General features: G+C 63.7%; 25 protein-coding genes. 10 read left to right on the top strand and 15 right to left on the bottom strand.

The features are described 5' to 3' along the window. Window positions 1-973, top strand: a 973-nt coding sequence (locus AC2YJX_RS25910) for a hypothetical protein (protein WP_487257699.1), incomplete at its 5' end; no start/stop codon positions are given. Between the two features lie 94 nt (window positions 974-1,067). Here AC2YJX_RS25910 and AC2YJX_RS25915 read toward each other — a convergent pair. From AC2YJX_RS25915 to AC2YJX_RS25955, 9 genes are all read right to left on the bottom strand, one after another. Beyond that, complete coding sequence (locus AC2YJX_RS25915) at window positions 1,068-1,484, bottom strand: F0F1 ATP synthase subunit epsilon (protein ID WP_010467232.1); 417 nt, start codon at window positions 1,482-1,484, stop codon at window positions 1,068-1,070. 75 nt (window positions 1,485-1,559) lie between these two features. Continuing rightward, window positions 1,560-2,966, bottom strand: coding sequence for a F0F1 ATP synthase subunit beta (atpD, locus tag AC2YJX_RS25920; protein ID WP_055396243.1), 1,407 nt, complete (start codon window positions 2,964-2,966; stop codon window positions 1,560-1,562). A gap of 33 nt (window positions 2,967-2,999) precedes the next feature. Continuing rightward, window positions 3,000-3,866, bottom strand: coding sequence for a F0F1 ATP synthase subunit gamma (gene atpG / locus AC2YJX_RS25925; protein WP_055396242.1), 867 nt, complete (start codon window positions 3,864-3,866; stop codon window positions 3,000-3,002). Window positions 3,867-3,884: 18 nt separating this feature from the next. Then, window positions 3,885-5,438: a F0F1 ATP synthase subunit alpha gene (gene atpA, locus AC2YJX_RS25930; RefSeq protein WP_055396240.1), complete on the bottom strand. Its 1,554-nt coding sequence runs from the start codon at window positions 5,436-5,438 to the stop codon at window positions 3,885-3,887. Between the two features lie 42 nt (window positions 5,439-5,480). Beyond that, the gene (locus tag AC2YJX_RS25935) at window positions 5,481-6,023 is read right to left on the bottom strand and encodes a F0F1 ATP synthase subunit delta (RefSeq protein ID WP_055396238.1); all 543 of its coding nucleotides are present in this window, start codon (window positions 6,021-6,023) and stop codon (window positions 5,481-5,483) included. A 10-nt stretch (window positions 6,024-6,033) separates the two neighbouring features. Next, window positions 6,034-6,504 (bottom strand): F0F1 ATP synthase subunit B, encoded by a 471-nt coding sequence (locus AC2YJX_RS25940; RefSeq protein WP_007847746.1) that lies wholly within the window; start codon window positions 6,502-6,504, stop codon window positions 6,034-6,036. Between the two features lie 34 nt (window positions 6,505-6,538). After that, window positions 6,539-6,808, bottom strand: coding sequence for a F0F1 ATP synthase subunit C (gene atpE, locus AC2YJX_RS25945; protein WP_007847749.1), 270 nt, complete (start codon window positions 6,806-6,808; stop codon window positions 6,539-6,541). Window positions 6,809-6,868: 60 nt separating this feature from the next. Next, complete coding sequence (gene atpB / locus AC2YJX_RS25950; protein ID WP_121422014.1) at window positions 6,869-7,747, bottom strand: F0F1 ATP synthase subunit A; 879 nt, start codon at window positions 7,745-7,747, stop codon at window positions 6,869-6,871. A gap of 19 nt (window positions 7,748-7,766) precedes the next feature. Then, window positions 7,767-8,240 (bottom strand): ATP synthase subunit I, encoded by a 474-nt coding sequence (locus AC2YJX_RS25955; RefSeq protein ID WP_055396234.1) that lies wholly within the window; start codon window positions 8,238-8,240, stop codon window positions 7,767-7,769. Window positions 8,241-8,516: 276 nt separating this feature from the next. Between AC2YJX_RS25955 and AC2YJX_RS25960 the strand changes: the two genes are divergently transcribed. The 5 genes from AC2YJX_RS25960 to AC2YJX_RS25980 all read left to right on the top strand — a co-directional run bounded on the left by AC2YJX_RS25960 (window position 8,517) and on the right by AC2YJX_RS25980 (window position 12,231). Then, entirely contained in the window at window positions 8,517-8,834 is a 318-nt protein-coding gene (locus tag AC2YJX_RS25960; RefSeq protein ID WP_055396230.1) for a YbeD family protein, read from the top strand. A gap of 26 nt (window positions 8,835-8,860) precedes the next feature. Next, window positions 8,861-9,556 (top strand): lipoyl(octanoyl) transferase LipB, encoded by a 696-nt coding sequence (gene lipB / locus AC2YJX_RS25965; RefSeq protein ID WP_055396228.1) that lies wholly within the window; start codon window positions 8,861-8,863, stop codon window positions 9,554-9,556. Window positions 9,557-9,571: 15 nt separating this feature from the next. Next, window positions 9,572-10,552 (top strand): lipoyl synthase, encoded by a 981-nt coding sequence (gene lipA, locus AC2YJX_RS25970; protein ID WP_055396226.1) that lies wholly within the window; start codon window positions 9,572-9,574, stop codon window positions 10,550-10,552. Window positions 10,553-10,584: 32 nt separating this feature from the next. After that, complete coding sequence (locus tag AC2YJX_RS25975; RefSeq protein WP_121507819.1) at window positions 10,585-11,295, top strand: AraC family transcriptional regulator; 711 nt, start codon at window positions 10,585-10,587, stop codon at window positions 11,293-11,295. 102 nt (window positions 11,296-11,397) lie between these two features. Continuing rightward, entirely contained in the window at window positions 11,398-12,231 is an 834-nt protein-coding gene (locus AC2YJX_RS25980) for a DMT family transporter (RefSeq protein ID WP_121507820.1), read from the top strand. An 84-nt stretch (window positions 12,232-12,315) separates the two neighbouring features. Here the strand turns inward: AC2YJX_RS25980 and ptsP are convergent, their stop codons facing one another. From ptsP to AC2YJX_RS26005, 5 genes are read right to left on the bottom strand one after another with little or no spacing between them, the layout of a single operon-like run. Further along, on the bottom strand, window positions 12,316-14,085 hold the full coding sequence (gene ptsP / locus AC2YJX_RS25985; protein WP_228897622.1) for a phosphoenolpyruvate--protein phosphotransferase: 1,770 nt from the start codon (window positions 14,083-14,085) through the stop codon (window positions 12,316-12,318). After that, window positions 14,082-14,351 carry an HPr family phosphocarrier protein gene (locus AC2YJX_RS25990; RefSeq protein ID WP_055395006.1) on the bottom strand — a complete coding sequence of 90 codons (270 nt, stop codon included), beginning with the start codon at window positions 14,349-14,351 and terminating at the stop codon, window positions 14,082-14,084. The genes ptsP and AC2YJX_RS25990 overlap by 4 nt, the downstream gene beginning before the upstream one ends. Further along, a complete protein-coding gene (locus AC2YJX_RS25995) occupies window positions 14,320-14,772 on the bottom strand; it encodes a PTS sugar transporter subunit IIA (protein WP_487257700.1) in 453 nt (150 codons plus the stop codon). The genes AC2YJX_RS25990 and AC2YJX_RS25995 overlap by 32 nt, the downstream gene beginning before the upstream one ends. Continuing rightward, on the bottom strand, window positions 14,769-16,058 hold the full coding sequence (locus AC2YJX_RS26000; protein WP_487257701.1) for an MFS transporter: 1,290 nt from the start codon (window positions 16,056-16,058) through the stop codon (window positions 14,769-14,771). The genes AC2YJX_RS25995 and AC2YJX_RS26000 overlap by 4 nt, the downstream gene beginning before the upstream one ends. Then, window positions 16,055-16,603: a hypothetical protein gene (locus tag AC2YJX_RS26005; protein WP_487257702.1), complete on the bottom strand. Its 549-nt coding sequence runs from the start codon at window positions 16,601-16,603 to the stop codon at window positions 16,055-16,057. The genes AC2YJX_RS26000 and AC2YJX_RS26005 overlap by 4 nt, the downstream gene beginning before the upstream one ends. A gap of 204 nt (window positions 16,604-16,807) precedes the next feature. On the opposite strand from AC2YJX_RS26005, the gene AC2YJX_RS26010 reads away from it, so the two are divergent. After that, window positions 16,808-17,311, top strand: coding sequence for a peroxiredoxin family protein (locus AC2YJX_RS26010; protein ID WP_121422005.1), 504 nt, complete (start codon window positions 16,808-16,810; stop codon window positions 17,309-17,311). A gap of 242 nt (window positions 17,312-17,553) precedes the next feature. Here the strand turns inward: AC2YJX_RS26010 and AC2YJX_RS26015 are convergent, their stop codons facing one another. Continuing rightward, a complete protein-coding gene (locus tag AC2YJX_RS26015; protein WP_055394996.1) occupies window positions 17,554-18,009 on the bottom strand; it encodes a c-type cytochrome in 456 nt (151 codons plus the stop codon). A 159-nt stretch (window positions 18,010-18,168) separates the two neighbouring features. On the opposite strand from AC2YJX_RS26015, the gene AC2YJX_RS26020 reads away from it, so the two are divergent. The 3 genes from AC2YJX_RS26020 to AC2YJX_RS26030 all read left to right on the top strand — a co-directional run bounded on the left by AC2YJX_RS26020 (window position 18,169) and on the right by AC2YJX_RS26030 (window position 21,224). Then, a complete protein-coding gene (locus AC2YJX_RS26020) occupies window positions 18,169-18,849 on the top strand; it encodes a cytochrome b/b6 domain-containing protein (RefSeq protein ID WP_121507823.1) in 681 nt (226 codons plus the stop codon). Between the two features lie 46 nt (window positions 18,850-18,895). Continuing rightward, the gene (locus tag AC2YJX_RS26025) at window positions 18,896-19,387 is read left to right on the top strand and encodes a GNAT family N-acetyltransferase (RefSeq protein ID WP_207402132.1); all 492 of its coding nucleotides are present in this window, start codon (window positions 18,896-18,898) and stop codon (window positions 19,385-19,387) included. A 946-nt stretch (window positions 19,388-20,333) separates the two neighbouring features. Beyond that, the gene (locus AC2YJX_RS26030) at window positions 20,334-21,224 is read left to right on the top strand and encodes a reverse transcriptase family protein (RefSeq protein WP_487257704.1); all 891 of its coding nucleotides are present in this window, start codon (window positions 20,334-20,336) and stop codon (window positions 21,222-21,224) included. Window positions 21,225-21,349: the final 125 nt, after the last annotated feature.

Raw genomic sequence — 21,349 nt, forward strand, 5'->3', positions numbered from 1 at the left:
GCGGGAGGTACTGCGGTCGTTGTCACGGCTGCAGCCCGATGCTGAAAGCAAAAAGCCGAGGCCCCGTGAGGGGCCTCGGCTTTTTTCTGCCCTGCCAATCGTGAAGAGATTGACAATGGCACAGTCACCGGCCCAGAACACCTCAATGGCTTCCAGCTACCGCTCCATCGACCATGTCATGCTGCGCCTTCACGCAGCCGAGCCTTTGTTTCAGCTCTTCAGCGAGACCTTCGGGTTGCCCGTGGCCTGGCCCTTGCAACGCACTGATTTCGCCACGTATGGCTGGGTCCATCTGGGCAACACTGACCTCGAATTGTGGGCAGCGACCGCCAACGGCGATCTTCCCGACCATGCGCAACCGCCCTTGATCCACGGTTTTGCTCTGGAGCCTGCTTCGCCCTTGGCCGAAAGTCTGGAGCACGCGATGGAGGCAGGCATCACTTGCAAGCCTCCCCGCGCCTTCCAGTCCGAGAACAGCCGGGGCGAAAGCGTCACCAATTTCACCAATTCCGTGCTGCTTGAGCTTTCCGCTCCAAGCTGTTGTGTGTTCTTTTGCGAGTGGGATCGGCGTGCGGCCCTCTACCCCTGGCCCGAAACCGCAACGCCGGTAGAACGCCGCGCGCAGCATCGGCAGGCCCTGCAGGACAGCGGGGGCGGCCCCCTGGGAATCACCGGACTGCATGCCCTGCGCATGGGCACCCCGGATGTGCAAACACACCAGCACCGTTGGCGGGCACTCACAGGCTCGCAGCCTGGCCATCCCATTGCAGTCATGCCGGATGTCTGTCTGGAGCTGGTTCCAGGAGACCACTTGCTGATTGAATCGCTGTCGCTGAGCGTGCGCTCACTATCTATAGCGCGTGCCTTTCTGAGCAGCCGGCATTTGCTCCAGGCGGACAGCGGCGATGTGCTTTCCATGGCGTGTGAAGGGCTGCAACTTCACCTGCTGGAAACGTCCCCCGCCTTGCCTTAGTGCAGACTTCCATGACCGCTTGCTGTTTTGCAGCAGGCGGGCATAAAAAAACCCGGCCAAGCCGGGTTTTGGGGCAGATCCACCAAGATCTGAATCACTTCTTCTGGCGGAACTTGCGAAGCGCAGCAATCTGCGCCGCCATCACGGCCAGTTCGGACTGGGCCTTGGCCAGGTCGATTTCGCTCTTGGCATTCTTGAGCGCTTCCTCGGCGGAGGCCTTGGCGGCGTTGGCCTTCTCGTCGTCCAGATCCTTGCCACGGATGGCGGTATCGGACAACACAGTCACGCAATTGGGCTGCACTTCCAGAATGCCACCGGCCACGAAGACAAACTCTTCGGAACCGTCAGCCATTTCGATGCGCACCGAGCCCGGCTTGATACGGGTGATCAGCGGGGTGTGGCGGGGATAGATGCCCAACTCGCCAGCTTCGCCAGGCAGCGCCACGAAACGCGCTTCACCGGAGAAGATGGACTCTTCGGCACTGACCACATCAACGTGGATGGTGTTCATCATTGCTCCTAGGAAAAGGTGGGTTGCTTGATTGCTGAAGGCCGAGCGGCGGTAGGCTGCTCAGCCGCCGGGCAATCAGGCCACCTTCTTGGCCTTTTCGAAGGCTTCGTCAATGGTGCCCACCATGTAGAACGCCTGTTCTGGCAGGTGATCGCATTCGCCGTTCACGATCATCTTGAAACCACGGATGGTTTCCGACAGTGGAACGTACTTGCCTGGCGAGCCCGTGAACACTTCGGCCACGTGGAAAGGCTGCGACAGGAAACGCTGGATCTTGCGCGCGCGGGCCACGGCCAGCTTGTCTTCAGGTGCCAGTTCGTCCATGCCCAGAATGGCGATGATGTCGCGCAGTTCCTTGTAGCGCTGCAGCGTGCCTTGCACCGCACGGGCCGTAGCGTAGTGGTCTTCGCCCACGACGTTCGGGTCCAGCTGGCGGCTGGTGGAGTCCAGAGGATCCACGGCAGGGTAGATACCCAGCGAGGCGATGTCACGCGAAAGCACCACGGTGGAGTCCAAGTGGGCGAACGTCGTGGCAGGCGATGGGTCGGTCAAGTCATCGGCAGGCACGTACACGGCCTGGATGGAGGTGATCGAGCCGACCTTGGTCGACGTAATACGCTCTTGCAGACGGCCCATTTCTTCGGCCAGCGTAGGCTGGTAGCCCACGGCGGAAGGCATGCGGCCCAGCAGAGCGGACACTTCGGTACCGGCCAGCGTGTAGCGGTAGATGTTGTCCACGAAGAAAAGCACGTCACGGCCTTCGTCGCGGAACGACTCGGCGATGGTCAGGCCGGTCAGAGCAACGCGCAGACGGTTGCCTGGGGGCTCGTTCATCTGGCCGTACACCATGGCAACCTTGGACTCTTCGAGCTTCTCCAGGTTCACCACGCCGGAATCGGCCATTTCATGGTAGAAGTCGTTCCCTTCGCGGGTACGCTCGCCCACACCAGCGAACACCGACAGACCGCTGTGGGCCTTGGCGATGTTGTTGATGAGTTCCATCATGTTCACGGTCTTGCCCACACCGGCGCCACCGAACAGGCCCACCTTGCCGCCCTTGGCGAACGGGCACACCAGGTCGATCACCTTGATGCCGGTTTCCAGTAGCTCTTGCGAAGGCGACAGTTCGTCGTACGCAGGGGCCTTGCGGTGGATGGAGGCCGTCAGTTCCTGGCTCACGGGACCACGTTCGTCGATGGGAGCACCCAACACGTCCATGATGCGGCCCAGCGTCGCCTTGCCCACGGGCACGGTGATGGAGTTGCCGGTGTTGGTCACCATGATGCCGCGGCGCAGGCCGTCGGACGAACCCAGCGCAATGGTACGCACCACGCCGTCGCCCAGCTGCTGCTGCACTTCCAGCGTCAGGGTCGAACCGTCGAGCTTCAGAGCGTCGTAAATCTTGGGCATCTGGTCGCGCGGGAACTCAACGTCCACCACAGCGCCGATACATTGAACAATCTTGCCTTGCACTTGAGCCATTTTTCGCTCCAATAAAGATGTTGGTTGAGCTGCTTACACAGCAGCGGCGCCAGCCACGATTTCCGAAAGTTCTTTCGTGATCGCTGCCTGGCGCGTCTTGTTGTAGACCAGCTTCAACTCGCCAATGACGCTGCCGGCGTTGTCGGTGGCGGCCTTCATGGCCACCATGCGTGCCGACTGCTCGGACGCCATGTTTTCCGCAACGGCCTGGTAGATCAGGGACTCGACATAGCGGACCAGCAGATCGTCGATCACGGTCTGTGCATCGGGCTCGTAGATGTAGTCCCAGCCATGTTCGGTCTTGTCGGCCTGCATCTGCGCGGACGACAGGGGGAGCAACTGCTCCACCACCGATTCCTGCTTCATGGTGTTGATGAACTTGGTGTACGAGAGGTACACCGCGTTGATCTTGCCTTCAGCATACGCATCGAGCAGCACCTTGACCGGTCCGATCAGCTTGTCCAGATGGGGCGTGTCGCCCAGGCCCGTCACGTGCGAAACCACCTTGGCACCGACACGGTTCAGGAAACCCAGGCCCTTGTTGCCAATGGCAACCGCCTCGGTGGACACGCCAGCGCCCTGCAGCTCACGCAGCTTGGACGTCACGACGCGCAGCACGTTGGTGTTCATGCCACCGCACAGGCCCTTGTCGGTCGTCACCACGATCACGCCAGCCGTCTTGGCATCGTTCACTTTCATGAACGGATGCACGTATTCAGGGTTGGCCTGGCCGAGATTGGCTGCAATGTTGCGGATCTTCTCGCTGTAAGGGCGGGCAGCCCGCATCCGCTCTTGCGCCTTGCGCATTTTGGATGCAGCCACCATTTCCATGGCTTTGGTGATCTTTTTGGTGTTCTCCACCGACTTGATCTTGCCGCGTATTTCCTTGCCTGCTGCCATGATGGCTCCTCGTCCGGTTTAAGCGAACGACTTCTTGAACGCGGCGATGGCTGCGGTCAATTCGGCTTCTGCGTCCTTGTCCATGGCCTTGGCCTGTTCCAGCTTGGCCAGCAGAGCGGCGTGGCTGGTCTTCAGGAACTGGTGCAGGCCGTGTTCGAAGTCGAGAACCTTCTTGACGTCGATGTCGTCCATGAAGCCCTTGTTCACAGCAAACAGCGTGGAAGCCATCAGCGAGATGGACAGCGGGCTGTACTGCGCCTGCTTGAGCAATTCAGTCACGCGGGCACCGCGGTCGAGCTGCTTGCGGGTGGCTTCATCCAGGTCGGAAGCGAACTGCGCGAACGCAGCCAGTTCACGGTACTGGGCCAGGTCGGTACGGATACCACCGGACAGGTTCTTCACCAGCTTCGTCTGGGCAGCACCACCGACGCGCGACACCGAGATACCGGCGTTGATGGCGGGACGGATACCGGCGTTGAACAGCGAGGTTTCCAGGAAGATCTGGCCGTCAGTGATCGAGATCACGTTGGTAGGCACGAAAGCGGACACGTCGCCAGCTTGCGTTTCGATGATCGGCAGTGCGGTCAGCGAACCGGTCTTGCCCTTGACTTCACCCTTGGTGAAGGCTTCGACGTAGTCGGCATTCACGCGGGCTGCACGTTCGAGCAGACGGCTGTGGAGATAGAACACGTCGCCAGGGTAGGCTTCGCGGCCTGGTGGGCGACGCAGCAGCAGCGACACTTGGCGGTACGCAACAGCTTGCTTGGACAGGTCGTCATACACGATCAGGGCGTCTTCGCCACGGTCGCGGAAGTATTCGCCCATGGTGCAGCCAGAGTAGGCCGACACGTACTGCATGGCGGCCGATTCGGAAGCCGATGCGGCCACCACAATCGTGTATTCCATGGCACCGGCTTGTTCCAGTGCGCGCACCACGTTCTTGATCGACGAAGCCTTCTGACCGATGGCAACGTAAATACACGTCACGCCCTGGCCCTTCTGGGCGATGATGGCGTCGATGGCCACTGCCGTCTTGCCGGTCTGGCGGTCACCAATGATCAGCTCGCGCTGGCCACGGCCCACAGGCACCATGGAGTCGATGGACTTCAGGCCGGTTTGCAGAGGCTGGTCCACCGATTTACGGGCGATCACGCCCGGAGCGACCTTTTCGATCACGTCGGTGAGCTTGGCGTTGATAGGACCCTTGCCATCAATGGGCTGGCCCAGGGCGTTCACCACGCGGCCGATCAGCTCGGGACCGACGGGTACTTCCAGAATGCGGCCCGTGCACTTGACGGTATCGCCTTCGGAGATGTGCTCGTACTCACCCAGAATCACGGCGCCGACGGAGTCGCGCTCCAGGTTCAACGCCAGACCGTAGGAAGGCTGGCCGTCCTTGGTGGCGGGGAACTCCAGCATTTCACCTTGCATCACGTCCGACAGGCCGTGAACGCGAACGATACCGTCCGACACAGACACCACGGTGCCCTGATTGCGGATATCGCTGCTGGCAGCCAGACCTTCGATGCGGCTCTTGATGAGTTCAGAAATTTCTGCGGGATTGAGTTGCATGACTCTTTCCTTCTTTCTTTGGTTCGCTGTCCTCGCCGCGCGTTACGCGGTGAGGGCCGCTTTCATTTGTTCAAGACGGGCCTTGACCGAAGTGTCCAGCACCTCGTCACCCACCACTACGCGAATGCCGCCGATCAGGGACTCGTCCTGCTGAACAGCGAGATTGAGCTTGCGGCCGAAGCGCTTTTCCAGCGCTGCGCTGACCTCGGACAGTGCGGCACTGTCCATCGGAAAAGCGCTGTACACCACGGCATCCGAAGAGCCGTTGCGGCGATTCACGAGGGTACGAAACTGCGAAGCCACTTCCGGGAGCGCGTTGATGCGTCCGTTGTCGATGACTGTGCGCAGGAAATTCTTGGCCGTATCGGACAGCGCCGAACGCGCAACACCCGTGAAGACGGCAAACACTTGGTCTGCCGTCACCTTGGGGTTGTCCGCCAGCTGACGCAACTGGGGGTTGGCGGCAATGGCCGCCAGTTCATCGACCCAGTCAGCGGTGCTGGCCAGGTCCATGCCCGCACCCGCAGTAGCGGCCTTGAACAGGGCATCGGCGTAAGGGCGAGCAATGGTGGCGAGTTCAGCCATGTGTGTCCCCTTACAGCTCGGTCTTCAGGCGGTTGAGCAGGTCGGCGTGAACGCCGGCATTGACTTCCTTGCGGAGAATCTGCTCAGCACCCTTGACGGCCAGCGCTGCCACCTGCTCACGCAGGGCTTCGCGGGCTTGCACCGTTTGCTGCTCGGCTTCGGCACGGGCGGAGGCAACGATCTTGTTGCCTTCTTCCGTGGCGCGTGCCTTGGCTTCTTCGATGATGGCCTGGGCACGTCGGTCGGCGTCCGCAAGACGCGAGGCCGTTTCGTTGCGCGCCTGTGACAGCTCCTTTTCGACGCGCTGGTTGGCAGCGGTCAGTTCGGACTTGGCACGGTCGGCAGCAGCGAGGCCTTCGGCGATTTTCTGGGCTCGTTCATCCAACGCCTTCGCGATCGGGGGCCACACGAATTTCATCGTGAACCACACCAGGATCAAGAAGACGATGGCCTGAATGAACAGGGTCGCATTGATACTCACGGCAACACCTTTCTAGAGTGGCGTTGAACGGGACTTACTTGGGCAGGTTGGCCAAGAACGTCGAAGCGAAGGGGTTGGCGAAAGCGAACAGCAGAGCGATAGCCACGCCGATCAGGAAGGCGGCGTCGATCAGACCAGCCAAGATGAACATCTTGGTTTGCAGTTCGTTGATCAGTTCAGGCTGACGTGCCGACGATTCGAGGAACTTGCCGCCCATCAGTGCGATACCGATGGAAGCGCCGATAGCGCCCAGACCAACGATCAGACCACAAGCCAGAGCGACGAGACCGAGAATGTTTTCCATGATGACTCCTGAGTTAAAAAAAGAAAGGTTGAAAAAGAAAAGGGAAACGAAAGGGAACCGTTAGTGCGCGTTGTGCGCCTGACCGAGGTAGATCAGTGCAAGCATCATGAAGATGAAGGCTTGCAGAGAGATCACCAGAATGTGGAACAGCGTCCAGATGGTGCCAGCGATGACGTGGCCCACAGGCAGCAGCACACCCGACAGCGACAGTGCAGCCGCACCACCCATCAGGGCGATCAGCATGAACACCAGTTCACCGGCGTACATGTTGCCGAACAACCGCATGCCATGCGATACGGTGTTGGCGACATATTCAATGATCTGCATCAGCAGATTCACGACGCCCAGAATCAGGGCGAAGATGGGGTTCTTGCTGGTGCCGAACGGAGCCGACACGAGTTCATGCGCCCAGCCGCCAGCGCCCTTGATCTTGACGCTGTACCAGAAGCGCAGGATCAGAATGGCAAATGCCAGCCCCAGGGTGGTGGACAGGTCGGCCGTAGGCACGACACGCAGATAGGCGTGGTGGGGATCATGACCAGCAGCGCCATAGATCTTGGCCCAGATGGCGGGCAGCAGGTCCACCGGCAACATGTCCATGAAGTTCATCAGGAAGATCCAGACAAACACCGTGAGACCCAGAGGAGCAATGAACTTGCGGCTCTCGGCGTTGTGGATATTGGCCTTGGCCTGGTTGTCCACCATCTCAACCAGCATTTCCACCGCCGCCTGGAAGCGACCGGGCACACCGGAGGTTGCCTTACGGGCAGCTGACCACAGAATCAAAAGGGTGAGCACACCCAGAACCAGACCGACGATGATCGAGTCGTAGTTGATGACGGTGAAATCAACAATCTTGGTCTGGTTGACGTTTTGAAGATGCTGCAGGTGGTGAACGATGTATTCACTTGCAGTCGGAGCGTGCGCTTCTGCGGCCATCGGACAACTCTTCTCTATATCAATCGGTTTTTCGGACACCGGGTCGCACCAAAAGCGCCACCCAGTACGTTTTCATTGCGACCACCATGCCAACCAGCAAGGCAATCCAGCTCAAGCCCGACACCAGCCGAGGTGCCGCAGCAAGCAGCGCCACCGTCAGCACGATCTTGGCAATCTCCCAACCAAAGAATCCCACCATGGCAGCACGCGGCTTGGAAGACGCCGAATGGCGCAACACACCGCGTGCAAACAACGCTGCCGGAGCCACCACAGCCAGCGCACCATAAGCCGCAGACCAGCCCACCGATGCCCTGCCCGTCAGAGCCCAGGCCACCAGGGCCACCAGCATCCCGACCAGTGCCTGACCCGCCACCACCTTCCACACAGAGATGGAAGGATTGCGACTGCGCCACACCTCGGCCTCCTCGGCCGTCAGGGGCTTGAAGTCAGATTCTTCAGCCTCAATTTCAGTCTCAGGCGGGATTGTTTTCATTGTTGAATGACGCCCGCGTTACAGACTGCAACTTTCACAAAGCCTCTAATTATAAGTAAAAACCCGTGACGCACGACAAAGACCTGCAAGCCCGGCCCAAAACCGGTGCGCGTGCATGCGCTGTTGTGGTGACAGGCCAACGGCATTTCCCATCCTTTTCGCACTGTCGTGCACTGGCCTGGGGCAGGCTGCCTGCACCCAAGCGGCAGCACAACAACCCCGCTGGCGCACAATGGCAAAGCCCCGCCAGCTATTGAAACCGAAGCAGTACGCACCATGACAACCTCCAGCCCACCACCTGCCAATGGCCTCGACACACAGGCTAACGATCCACGCAAAGACTCGTTGATCGAATACCCCTCCAGGTTCCCCATCAAGGTCATGGGCGCCAAGGTGGACGGCTTCGTGCATGCTGTCACTGAACTGGCCCGCCAGTTCGACCCCACTTTTGACGCCAGCACCATTGAACTGCGAGACAGCCGCGCTGGCAATTACCTCGGAGTAACCATCACCATCACCGCGACCAGCCGGGAGCAGCTCGACGACCTGTACCGCGCACTGTCGTCACACCCCCTGGTGAAAGTGGTGCTGTAGCCCCGGGGCTGCAGCATGTTTGCCGCATGACCATCGACATTCGCATGCTGGGCCGCGTGGACTACGCCACCACCGTCCAGGCCATGCAGGACTACACCACCGCGCGTTCGGCCGGTACACCCGACGTGCTCTGGGTGTGCGAGCACGCACCGCTGTACACACAAGGGCTCGCAGGCAAAAGTGATCACGTGCTGAACCCGGGCAACATTCCGGTGGTAGCCACCAACCGTGGCGGGCAGGTCACTTTCCACGGCCCCGGCCAGGTGGTGGCCTATCCACTGATCGACCTGCAGCGCGCAGGTTACTTCGTCAAGGAGTACGTCTACCGCGTGGAAGAAGCCGTGATCCGCACGCTGGCGCACTTTGGCATCACGGGCCACCGCGTGGGCGGCGCGCCTGGCATCTATGTGCGGCTGGACGACCCACACAGCCACGCCCTGCTGCCGCAGCGTCCGCAAAAGCGCATCGGCACCGCGGCGCCAATCCCGGACTTCGAGGGCCTGGGCAAGATCGCAGCCCTGGGCATCAAGGTCAGTCGACACAGCACTTACCACGGCGTGGCGCTCAATGTGGCGATGGACCTGGAGCCCTTTGCGCGCATCAACCCTTGCGGTTACGCAGGTTTGCAAACGGTGGACCTTTCTACAATCGGGGTCCACACCACCTGGGAAGAAGCCGCGCAGGTGCTGGGCCAGCAGCTCAGCATCCGGTTGGCGCCCTGAACCTGCCTACATGCCATGAGCACCCCTGAAGTCGTCCGCGAAGCGCAATCCACCGAAGCCTACAACCCGCTGGCCAAGCAAAAAGCGGCCGCCAAGCTCTCGCGCATTCCGATCAAGGTCGAGCAAGGCGAAGTGCTCAAGAAGCCCGAGTGGATTCGCGTGAAGGCGGGCAGCCCCACCACACGCTTCTACGAGATCAAGGAGATCCTGCGCGAGCACAAGCTGCACACGGTGTGCGAAGAAGCCTCCTGCCCCAACATCGGCGAGTGTTTCGGCAAGGGCACGGCCACCTTCATGATCATGGGCGACAAGTGCACGCGCCGCTGCCCGTTCTGCGACGTGGGCCACGGCCGCCCCGACCCGCTGGACAAGGACGAGCCCCTGAACCTGGCCAAGACCATCGCCGCGCTCAAGCTCAAGTACGTGGTGATCACCAGCGTGGATCGCGACGATCTGCGCGACGGCGGCTCCGGCCATTTTGTGGAGTGCATCCAGAACATCCGCGAGTTGTCGCCCGCCACGCAGATCGAGATCCTGGTGCCCGACTTCCGGGGCCGCGACGACCGTGCGCTCGAAATCCTGAAAGCCGCGCCACCCGACGTGATGAACCACAACCTGGAAACCGCACCCCGGCTGTACAAGGAAGCGCGCCCAGGCTCCGACTACCAATTCAGCCTGAACCTGCTGAAAAAGTTCAAGGCCCTGCACCCCAATGTTCCCACCAAGAGCGGCATCATGGTTGGCTTGGGCGAGACGGACGAAGAGATCCTGCAGGTGATGCGCGACATGCGCGAACACAACATCGACATGCTGACCATCGGCCAGTACCTGTCGCCCAGCAACAGCCACCTGCCCGTGCGCCGCTACGTGCACCCCGACACCTTCAAGATGTTCGAAGAAGAGGCCTACAAGATGGGCTTCAGCCACGCTGCGGTTGGCGCCATGGTGCGCAGCAGCTACCACGCGGACCAGCAGGCGCACGCCGCTGGCGTTTAAGCCTGGCGGGACGCGCAACCCAGAGCACGATCATGGGCGCAGCGGAATCGCTCTCGCTGCGGCGCTACGGCGCATCGCCGGGCAGCCATAGCCACGATCACTTCCAGATACTGCTGGGTCTCTCCGGCGCACTGGACCTGGAAGTCGCGGGGCACGGTGTGCGCGTGGCGCCCGGTGGCGGCTGCGTGATTGCGCCGGGGGATCGCCACGACTTCGAATCGTCGCGCGGCAGCGTCTGCCTGGTGCTCGACAGCGCCCACCCCGGCTGGGCGCAGTGCGCCAGCGCGCAGCTCACTACCGCACTGCCCACCGATGCGCTGCCCCTGGCGCACTACCTGGCCAGCGCATTGCAACAAGGCCGCCCGCTGGCGCAGACCCACGGCCCGGCATTGCTGCTGGAAGCGTGGCTGGCGGGCTCAACGCCCCATACATCCCTCCACCGATCCACGCGACAACGCACTATCGATTGGCCTGCTCTGCAGCGCTGGGCTGCCCTGCAATGGCACCGCGAACTCAACGTTGCCGACTTGGCGGCGCAGGTGCATCTGAGCCCCAGCCAGTTCGCTACCAGGTGCCGCGAAGACCAGGGCATGGGTGCCATGGCCTGGCTGCGCGGCCAGCGCCTGGCACAGGCGCGGCTGCTGCGGGGCACAGGCATGGCCGTGGCCGAAGTGGCGCGGCGCACGGGCTACCGCTCGCCCTCGGCCCTCACGGCGGCACTGCGGCGCGCTGAAGATCACTGAATCACTGACAAAGGCTGCCGCGTCCAGCAGACGATCACCACGCGACGACGGACCGTCGTTGCGCGACGATTCCGAATGTCCTGCGCGCGTAAGCTCGGCGCCATGCAAGCCAACCTGTACGCCCTGGGCGCCATCGCGCTGTGGGCCTCCCTCGCCTCGCTGGGTGTCTCGCTCACCCACATTCCACCGTTCCTGCTCACGGGCATTGCGCTCATCATCGGCAGCGTGCCAGCCTGGCCGTTTGTGCTGCGTGACCCGTCGCAGTGGCGCATTCCACTGCGCACGCTAGCGCTCGGTGTGTATGGCCTGTTTGCGTACCACTTCCTGCTGTTCATTGCGCTGCGCCACGCGCCGCCCGTGGAGGCCAACCTGGTGAACTACCTGTGGCCGCTGTTCATCGTGGTGCTCTCGCCTGTGGTGCTGCCCGTTGTGGCGCTGCGCTTGCCGCATGTGCTGGCGGCGCTGCTGGGTTTTGCGGGTGCAGCCATTGCGATTGCGGGTGGACGCGAGCTGAGTGGCACGCTGGCCTGGGGCTACCTGCCCGCGCTGGCCGCAGCATTCATCTGGGCCACGTACTCGCTCATGACCAAGCGCGTGGCGGCTTTTCCGACCACAGCCATCGGCCTGTTCGGACTGGTGTCCGGCGTGCTGTCGCTGTTGTGCCATGTGGTGTTGGAGCCCGCCGTGGCGCTGCAGCCGCGCGACTGGGCCCTGCTGGCAGTGCTGGGCCTGGGGCCGCTGGGGGCGTCGTTTTTCATGTGGGACAAGGCCCTCAAGCTCGGGGACGCGCGGCACATCGGCATCCTGAGCTACATCACGCCGCTGGCGTCCACCGCGCTGCTGATCGTGGTGAGTGGCCGCTCGTTCAGCTGGAGCATCGCACTGGCCACGGTGATGATCATCAGCGCGGCAGTGATGGGGATGCGGGCGCGCTGACCATGAGAAATACGCGTAAAATTGGCCTCTAGCGCTCATCTATAAAGCGCTAACAGCTATTATTTTAAGAGCAAAACCTATCGCTCAAGAGCTCAGCAACGCCGCAGGTTCGTCGCCCTCCAGCACCTGCTGCGCCCAGGGCGCCAGCTTGCGCGTGTCAGCGCGCAGCACCTCCTGCTTCACAGCCAGGATCTGCGCGGGGTGCATGGAGAAGCTGCGCAGGCCCAGGCCCAACAGCAGCCGCGTCATGGTCACATCGCCCGCCGTCTCGCCACACACGCACACGCTCTTGCCCTGGCGCTCCCCCTCGGCGATCACGTCGCCCACCAGGCGCAGCACGGCGGGGTGCAGCGGGTCGTACAGATGGGCCACAGCCTCGTCGGCGCGGTCGATGGCCAGGGTGTACTGGATCAGGTCATTGGTGCCGATGGAGAGAAAGTCGAAGTACTTGAGGAAGGTGCGCACCATGAGCGCGGCGGCGGGCACCTCGATCATTGCGCCCAGCTGCACCGGGCCGTAGGGTTCGCCACGCGCATCCAGCTCACCCCGGGCCAGGTCCACCTGGGCGAGCGTCTGCTGAATTTCGTGCGTGTGCGCCAGCATGGGGAACAACAGGTTGACCTTGCCATGCGCCGCCGCACGCAGCACAGCGCGCAGCTGGGTGCGGAACATGGCCGGGTCGGCCAGGCTCCAGCGGATGGCGCGCAGGCCCAGCGCGGGGTTCAGGTAGTTGTCCTTGTGGCTCTTGTGGTCCAGCGGCTTGTCAGCGCCCACATCGATGGTGCGGATGGTGACGGGCAGGCCCTGCATGCCGTCAATGGCCTCGCAGTAGGCGCGGTACTGCTCGTCCTCGCCGGGCAGGTTGCCCGTTTTGCCCATGAACAGGAATTCGCTGCGGAACAGGCCCACGCCCACGGCCCCGGCGCGCACGGCGGCGGCCGCGTCGCCGGGTTGTTCGATGTTGGCCAGAAGCTCGATCTTGTGGCCGTCGATGGTGATCGCGGGGGTGTGGCGCAGCCGGGCCAGCCGCTCGCGCTCGAGCTCCACCTGGCGCTGGCGAAAGCCGTATTCGGCCAGGATGATGGGCGACGGATCGACAATGACCACACCTGCATCGCCGTCGATGATGACCCAGTCGTCCTGCCGCACCAGCTGGCTCGCGGCGCGCGCACCGACCACGGCCGGGATGTCCATGCTGCGCGCCACGATGGCCGTGTGGCTGGTCTTGCCGCCCACATCGGTCACAAAGCCCGCAAACACGCTTTGCTTGAACTGCAGCATGTCGGCAGGCGAGAGGTCGTGCGCTACCAGCACCAGGGGCACGTCCACCGTGTCGTCGAGCAGCAGGTCTTGCTGCAGGCCCAATTGCTTGTGGCGGCGCGGGCTGCTGACCGGCGGCGCCACGGGGCTGGCCACGCCCTTCATGTAGCGCAGGATGCGCTCGACCACCTGTTCCAGGTCAGCCTTGCGCTCGCGCAGGTACTCATCCTCCATCTCGTCGAACTGGCGCGCGATGACTTCAAGCTGCGTGGTCAACGCCCACTCGGCGTTGTAGAGGCGCTCGGTGATCCAGTGCTTGACGCCGCCCGTGAGGGCCTCGTCCTGCAGCAGCATCAGGTGCACGTCGAGCAGCGCGGTCAGCTCATGCGGCGCATCGGCGGGCATGTCGGTCTGCAGGCGCTGCAGTTCCTCGACCACGGCATTGCGGCCGTTGCGCACCCGCTCAATTTCGCCCTCGACCTGTTCTGGCTTCACAAAATAGTGCGCCACGTCCACACGGCTGGACGCCACCAGCACGGCACGGCCGATGGCAATGCCGCGAGCGACTGCGAGACCGTGGACGGAAAAAGTCATTCACCCTCACCAAATTTGTCGGCAATCAAGGCCAGCAGGGCATCCATGGCCTCCTGTTCACGATCCCCGTTGGTTTCAATCTCCACCTCAGTGCCCATGCCGGCGGCCAGCATCATCACGCCCATGATGCTCTTGGCGTTGATGCGGCGGTCGCCACGGCTCATGAAAACCTCACAGGGGAAGCTGCCAGCCAGCTTGGTCAGCTTGGCCGAAGCGCGGGCATGCAGGCCCAATTTATTGCTGATGGTCGTACGTGTCTTGATCATGTCGATTACGGGTGTTCTGGTTCTGCGGCGCGGAGATGGCCACCTGCATCACGCCCTGGGTGCCCCCCACCACGGCGCGGGTGACCACCGCGTCGAGGGGTTCGTGGCGGTAGCTCACGGCCCGCAGCAGCATGGGCAGGTTGACCCCCGTCACCAGGCGCGAGCGCACGTTCTCGATCACGCGCTGCGCCACGTTGCAGGGGGTGGCACCAAACACGTCGGTGAGCACCAGGGTGGAATCTGCGCCCAGCTGCTGCAGCATGATGCGGGCCTGCGCCAGCGACTCTTCGGGCGGCTGGTTGGGCTGCACGTCGAGAGTGGCCACGTTGTCGCCACAGTCGGGAAACACATGCAGCGCACATTCGCGCAGTGCATGGGCCAACGGGGCGTGGGCAATGATGAGGATGCTGGTGGTGCTCATGGCGTGGTGGTTTGCAGCACATTATGGCGCCGCCCCTGCAGCAGGAACCACGCGTAGGCGACCGCGTTGCACGCCAGGTACACCGCCATCGCGGCCTGGAACGACTGCACCGTTGACAGGCCCGCCGCGGCAAAGGCGTCCACCCCCAGGCCAATGCCCCACTGCACCACAAACACGCCCGCAAAAATCACCAGGTTGTAGGCTGACAGCGCGCGCCCCGCCAGCGCCTGCGGGAACGCCATGGCCACCGCAGGCTGCGACAGCGACACAAACGTGCACGACACACAAAACAGCGCCCAGGCACCGCCTCCCGCCTGCGGCCCCGCCAGAATGATGCCCAGCAACACCACCAGGCACAGCGGCAAGCCAGCAGCCATCAGCCGGTCGGCTCCTAGCCCCTTGCGCAGCAGCCAAGGGTTGACCATGCCCCAGGTCCAGAACGTGCAGAGCATGGCCACGTTGATCCAGAACAGCCCCGTGGCAGCCTCCAGCGGCGAGTAGCCCGCCACCCGCTGCATCCATGGGCCTGCCCATAGCGTCTGCATGGCCACCATGCCGCCGTACACAAAGAAGCCCAGGGGCGCCAGGCGCTGGAAATACGGGTGGCGCCACACCATCGCATAGCCCGGTGGCACAGTGACACCGCTGGGGCCGCGCTCCGCTGTGGCATCACCACCGCCACCACCGCCCGCGCCCGGTGTGCCCGCCGCCCAGCCGGGCACCCAAACGGCAGTCACCACCATCGACAGCGCGATCAGCGCCGCCAACCCCCAGAACAGCGGCCGCCACCCCACCAGCGGCAGCGCCCACTGCACCGGCAGCGTGGACGCCACCATGCCCAGCGAGCCCGTCATCAGCATCCAGGAGTTGGCGCGCATCTGCGCAGTGGGCTCAAACCAGCGCCTATAGCCCGTGAGCGGCGCCATCAGGCAGGCGCTGACCCCTGCGCCACACAACACACGCCCGGCCAGCAGGCCCGAAAACCCCGTCGCCACCGAAAACACCAGGCTGCCCACCACGGCCACGCCCAGAAATCCCAGCGCCACCTTGCGCGGGCCATGCCGGTCCAGCCAGGTGCCCAGCGGCAGCTGCGTGGCCGCAAAGCCCAGAAAGTACCCGCCCGCAAGCAAGCCCAGGTCGCTGGCCTGCAGCGAAAACTCCTGCGCCAGTGTGGGCGCCAGCGTGGCCGTAACCGCCCGCACCAGCGCCGACAGGAAGTAGGCGAAGGCAAAGGCCAGAAAAACGATGACCGCTGCCCGCCTGGGCAGCACTGCATGCCCGGTCATTGGAGCACCATCCCTGCAAAGAACTGGTCGGCCAACTCGGGGCGGGGCTTGCCCGTGTAAACCACCGCGTGGTACAGACGCATCTGCGGCCCCGCAGCGCGCGCAAACCACACGCCCTGGGCAAACACGGGGCTGCCATCGGCACGCTGGCCTTGCACCACGGTGCGCACCGACTGCGGCAGGGGCAGTGCACCCTTGGGGGCATACGGCGTATCAGCCGCCGTGGCTGCGGCGCCCGCGCCGAGGTTGGCGACCACAGCGGCCCGCCAGTGCCGCAGGGCAGCACCCGCCTGGGCAGGGTCTGCCAGGGCCGCATGCGACACGGCAAATGTGGCGCCGTCGGCATCGCAGCCCGCCATGGACAGCTCGACGGGCACCCCCGCCAGTTCGACCGTGCGCGTGGCCTGGTCAGGCTTGCAAGGCAAGGTGATGGTGATGCCGGCGTCGGGCAAAGGCACGCTGCGCCAGTTCAGCACAGGGCTGCAGCCCACGAGCAGCCACAGCAACGGTGGCAGGGCAGCAGCCCGGGTTGGTGTCCAGTTCATCGGTCGATTATCGGCACAGTGACCCAGATCAACAGGCTGCATCCCCTGCGGGCGAACTTTTGCCCGCCAAGCCGACTCCATCCCAAGTTCGGCCTGCGGGCCACCCGTGAAGACGGGCGTTGTTGTTAGGGCAGGTCCGGCACAATGCCGGTAGCAGGCCCGGGTACCCACAGGGGCCACAGTTTCAGGATGAATGGACAAGTCATGGCGATCAAGCATTGGGCGGCAGGGGTGGCAGTGGCAGCATTTGCGGCCGTGGGTGCCTATGTGTACCTGGATACAGGCCGCTCTGCGGCACCGGAATCCACCTTCGTGTTGCTAAACGGCACGAGCCAATCCACCGCCGATCTGCGCGGCAAGGTCACGCTGGTGAATTTCTGGGCCACCAGCTGCACCACCTGCGTGGCCGAAATGCCCGAGATCGTGGCCACCTACAACAAGTACCACGCCAAAGGCTTCGACACGCTGGCCGTGGCCATGAGCTACGACCCGCCCAGCTACGTGGTGAACTTTGCCGAAACCCGCAAACTGCCCTTCAAGGTGGCGATCGACAACACCGGCAAGGTGGCCCAGGCCTGGGGCGATGTGCGCCTCACGCCCTCAACCTTCATCGTCAACAAGCGCGGCGAGATCGTGAAAACCTATGTGGGGGCGCCGAACTTCCCCGAGTTGCATCAATTGATAGAGAAGTTGCTCGCAGAGACCTGAGCTGCGCCTCCGTCAGTCCTTCCAAAGACAAAAGGCCGATTTCATGAGAAATCGGCCTTTTGCGCTTATGAGGCAAGCGCCAGCAGCTATCAATTTTTCAAATTACCTCTGAAACTGGCGTTGCCCAGACGAGCGGACGCCGCGCAAGGGCCGCCCCGCCGCGCTGGCGCCGTCCCCCTTCCCGGAGCGCGTAGCGCGTAGAGAGAAGGGGGAAGCGGCGCAGCCGCTCAGGGGGATGTGCCTTATTTCGCGCGGTAATTGTCGTGGCAGGCCTTGCAGGTGCCAGCGGCCGCGCCGAACGCGGTCTTGAGGTTGTCCAGATTGCCCGTCTTGGCCGCAGCGGCCAGCTTGACGGATTCGGCTTCGAGCTTGTCGGAATGCTCCTTGAACTTGGCCTGTTCGGTCCAGATTTCAGGCAGTGCCTTGGTGGGCGCGCCCTTGTCGGTGCCCGCGCCAAATCCTGCCCAGGGCAGCTTGGCCATCTGCGCCACCACGTCCGCGTTCTCCTGCGCGGCCTTGGCGTCGAACGGGATACGGCCATTGGCCATGGCCCCAAGGCGGCCAAAGTGCTGGCCCATCACAAACAGCGCGCTCTGGCGGTATTTGATGGCGTCTTCCGCCTTGGCGAACTGGGCAGAGGCCGGTGCGGACAAGGTCAGCGTAGCGGCGGCAAGGGCGAACGCGGCAAGTGCTTTCATAGGGAGATTCCTTTTTCGTGGGGTGGACAGGCTCTGAGAGCCCGGGGCAAGTATGCCGTTTTACCGCCCATTTCGCAGCGGGCATGCTCTTTCGGGTTGACCCCGCCTCCTTCACAATGCGGCCCACCACCCTTCGTCCAACCACCCTGCCCCGCCGCCATGACGCAACACTCCGTACGCATCTGGGACCTTCCCACCCGCATCTTCCACTGGGCACTCGCCGCGAGCGTCGTGGGCCTGGTCATCACCGCCAAGGTGGGGGGCAACGCCATGGAATGGCATTTCCGGCTGGGGTACGGCGTGCTGGCGCTGCTGGTGTTCCGCATGGTCTGGGGACTGATGGGCGGGCGCTGGTCGCGCTTCACGAGTTTTCTGTACTCCCCGATGCGGGTGCTGCGGTATCTGCGCGGTTCAGCCCACGCCGAAGACAGCATTGGCCACAGCCCACTGGGCGCCCTGTCGGTCTTTGCGCTGCTGGCCGTGCTGGTGGCCCAAGTGGCCACCGGTTTGCTGAGTGATGACGAGATCGCCTTCGCTGGCCCGCTCACCCGGTTTGTGTCGAATGCAGTGGTCGGCCAGGCCACGGGCTACCACAAGGAAATTGGCCAGTACCTGGTGCTGGGGCTGGTGGGGTTGCACCTGATCGCCATCATTTTCTATGTGCTGGTTCGCCGCCAACGCCTCGTCCGGCCCATGCTGCATGGCGACAAGCTGCTGCCCGCCCCGGCCACGCCGTCTCGCGACGACTTGACCAGCCGGGCCGTGGCGCTGGTGGTGCTGGCCCTGAGTGCCGCGCTGGCCTGGTGGGTGTCCTCTCTGGGGGCAGCGGCGGGGTTCTAGCCAGACTCGCTACACTGCGGCTTCCGCTGTTTTGAACTACTGCGTTTTGGACAAGCCTTCCGTCACCCTGCTGACCCCCACCTCGCCCGCCGAGATGGAAGCGGTCCGCACCATCTTCCGGGAGTACGCCGACACGCTCGGCGTAGACCTGTGTTTCCAGGACTTCGAGACCGAACTCGCGGGCCTGCCCGGCGACTACGGCGCGCCGCGCGGCGCACTGCTGCTGGCCCAGGTCGAAGGGGCGATTGCCGGCTGCTGCGCCCTTCGGCCACTGGATACGGCCGACTACCCCAACGCGAGCGAAATGAAGCGGCTGTACGTGCGCAAAGCCTTCCGGGGCTTCGGCCTGGGCCGCGAACTCGCGGAGGCCATGCTCGACCGGGCGCGCCAGGCGGGTTACGCCTGCGTGCTGCTCGACACGCTCGACGACATGGAATCGGCCCGGGCGCTGTACACCGACCTGGGCTTTGAAGAGATTCCACCCTACTACCACAACCCCATTGCGGGGGCGCACTACCTCAAGGTTGATATTTCTTGAGTTTTTGGTGCCTAGCGCTCACTGATATTGCATCAATAGCTATTAAATTTATAGCAACTATAGAATCAGACCGGCCCGGTGCCAAGCACTTCGAGCCTGTTGATCAGGATCGAGCCGTGGGGCAGCCCCACGGTGTTGTCTTCCAACGCGTCCATCGCGGCGCGCGAACCTCCCGCCACCCGTGGCGTGCAGTTCGCACCCAACCCGCAGGTTGGCACCGGGCCAACTTCCTACACTTCGCAGCTTCGTGACGAAGACTCCAGCCCGCACACGCGCACTGGCCAAGGCGCTGGCCATGGCCGTGCTGGCCGATGCACGGGAGCCGGAGCGTCGCACCCTCCAGGCACTGGCAGCGCGCGCAAGTGCCTGCCTGGGTAACAACACGACCCTGGCGGACAGCCCCGTTCCACTGCCCCCGCCCTTGCTCGAACAGCTGCGCCGCCTGTCCCACGCGTCCGGGGCCGAATGGGCGCGGCTGGAGCCAGAGGACGTGGCCACCTGGCTGTGCTGGGGTGTCTGGTGGCGCAAAGCGGGGCTGCGCAATGGCTCCACCCTGCAGGCGCTTACGACGACCTTCAGCCAGCAGGAGGAAAAAGACCAGGACGCCTGGGACGAGCTGGTGGGCGACGACGATGAAAACGCCGAACCAGCCCTGCCTTTGCACCAATGGCCCGACCCCCAACTCGCCCGGGCTTTCCGCACCTGGGCCGCCAGCCCACGCACCGGGGAGCCGTTGCACTGGCTGCTGCGCTCCGCCACGGCAGGCGCGCACCCCGCATGGATGGGCCGTGAGCGCACCACGCCCGTGCTGCTGGCCGCCACCGACGTAACCGAGGCCCTGGCCGTTTCGCTGGATGACCTCCTGTGGCTCGCGCCCGAGCATGCGCACTGGCGCGAACGCCAGGAAGGGGGCCATGCCCTGCCCCTTTTGCACTATCGCTACCGCTTGCTGCCCAAGCCCAGCGGTGGGCTGCGCCTGCTGGAGGCGCCCCGCCCGCGCCTGGCCAGCACGCAGCGCCGCATTCTGGACAGCCTGCTGTCTGGCGTGCCCGTGCACGAGGCCGCGCATGGCTTTGTGCGCGGCCACGGCGTGGGCACCCACGCACAGGTCCACACCCAGCAGGCTGTGGTGATACGGTTTGACCTGGCCGATTTCTTCATGTGCATCACGGCCACCCGCGTGCGCGCGCTGTGGCGGGCACTGGGCCACGGCCGGCCGGCCGCCGAGCTGCTGACGCGGCTGACCACCACGCGAACCCCTCAGGCCGTCCGGGAACGATTGCTGGAAGCAGCCCCCCTGCCGCGGGAGGCCATCGCGCAGCGCCGTGCCATCAGCACGCGCCTGAAACAGCCCCATTTGCCGCAGGGTGCGCCCACGTCGCCCGCCTTGGCAAATCTGTGCGCCTTCGGGCTGGACCTGCGGCTGAACGCCCTGGCAGAGCGCTTTGGCGCGCGCTACACACGCTATGCCGACGACCTGGTGTTTTCAGGTTCAAAGGCGCTGCACCAGCAGTGGGTGGACTTGCGCGCCTGGGTGACCGCCATTGCCCAGGACGAAGGATTCACCCTGCGCGCGGACAAGACCCGCGTGATGCCAGCGCACCAGCGGCAGTATGTGACGGGACTGGTGGTCAACGAGCGCGCCAACTACAGCCGCACACAGTTCGACATCCTCAAGGCGCGCCTGCACCGGCTGGGCCAACAGCCCCAGGTGGACATTAGCGAGCGGGCCCGGCTGACCGGCGAGATCCAATGGGCCAGTCAATGGCTGGCGCCGACACGCAGAGCGAAGCTGCAGCGGCTGCTCCATGCCATCCGGTTTTCCAACGAGCTTTAGATCCGCTCAAGGCCTTCCCGGGATCACGCTTATGGCCGGCTTCGTCAGTTCTCGCCACAGCAACGGCGACCCCGGCAGCCGGCCCAAGCCAGAACGCCCCACATCGCAGGGAGCAACTCGGCGCA

Source organism: Acidovorax sp. SRI_002, from assembly GCF_057586455.1.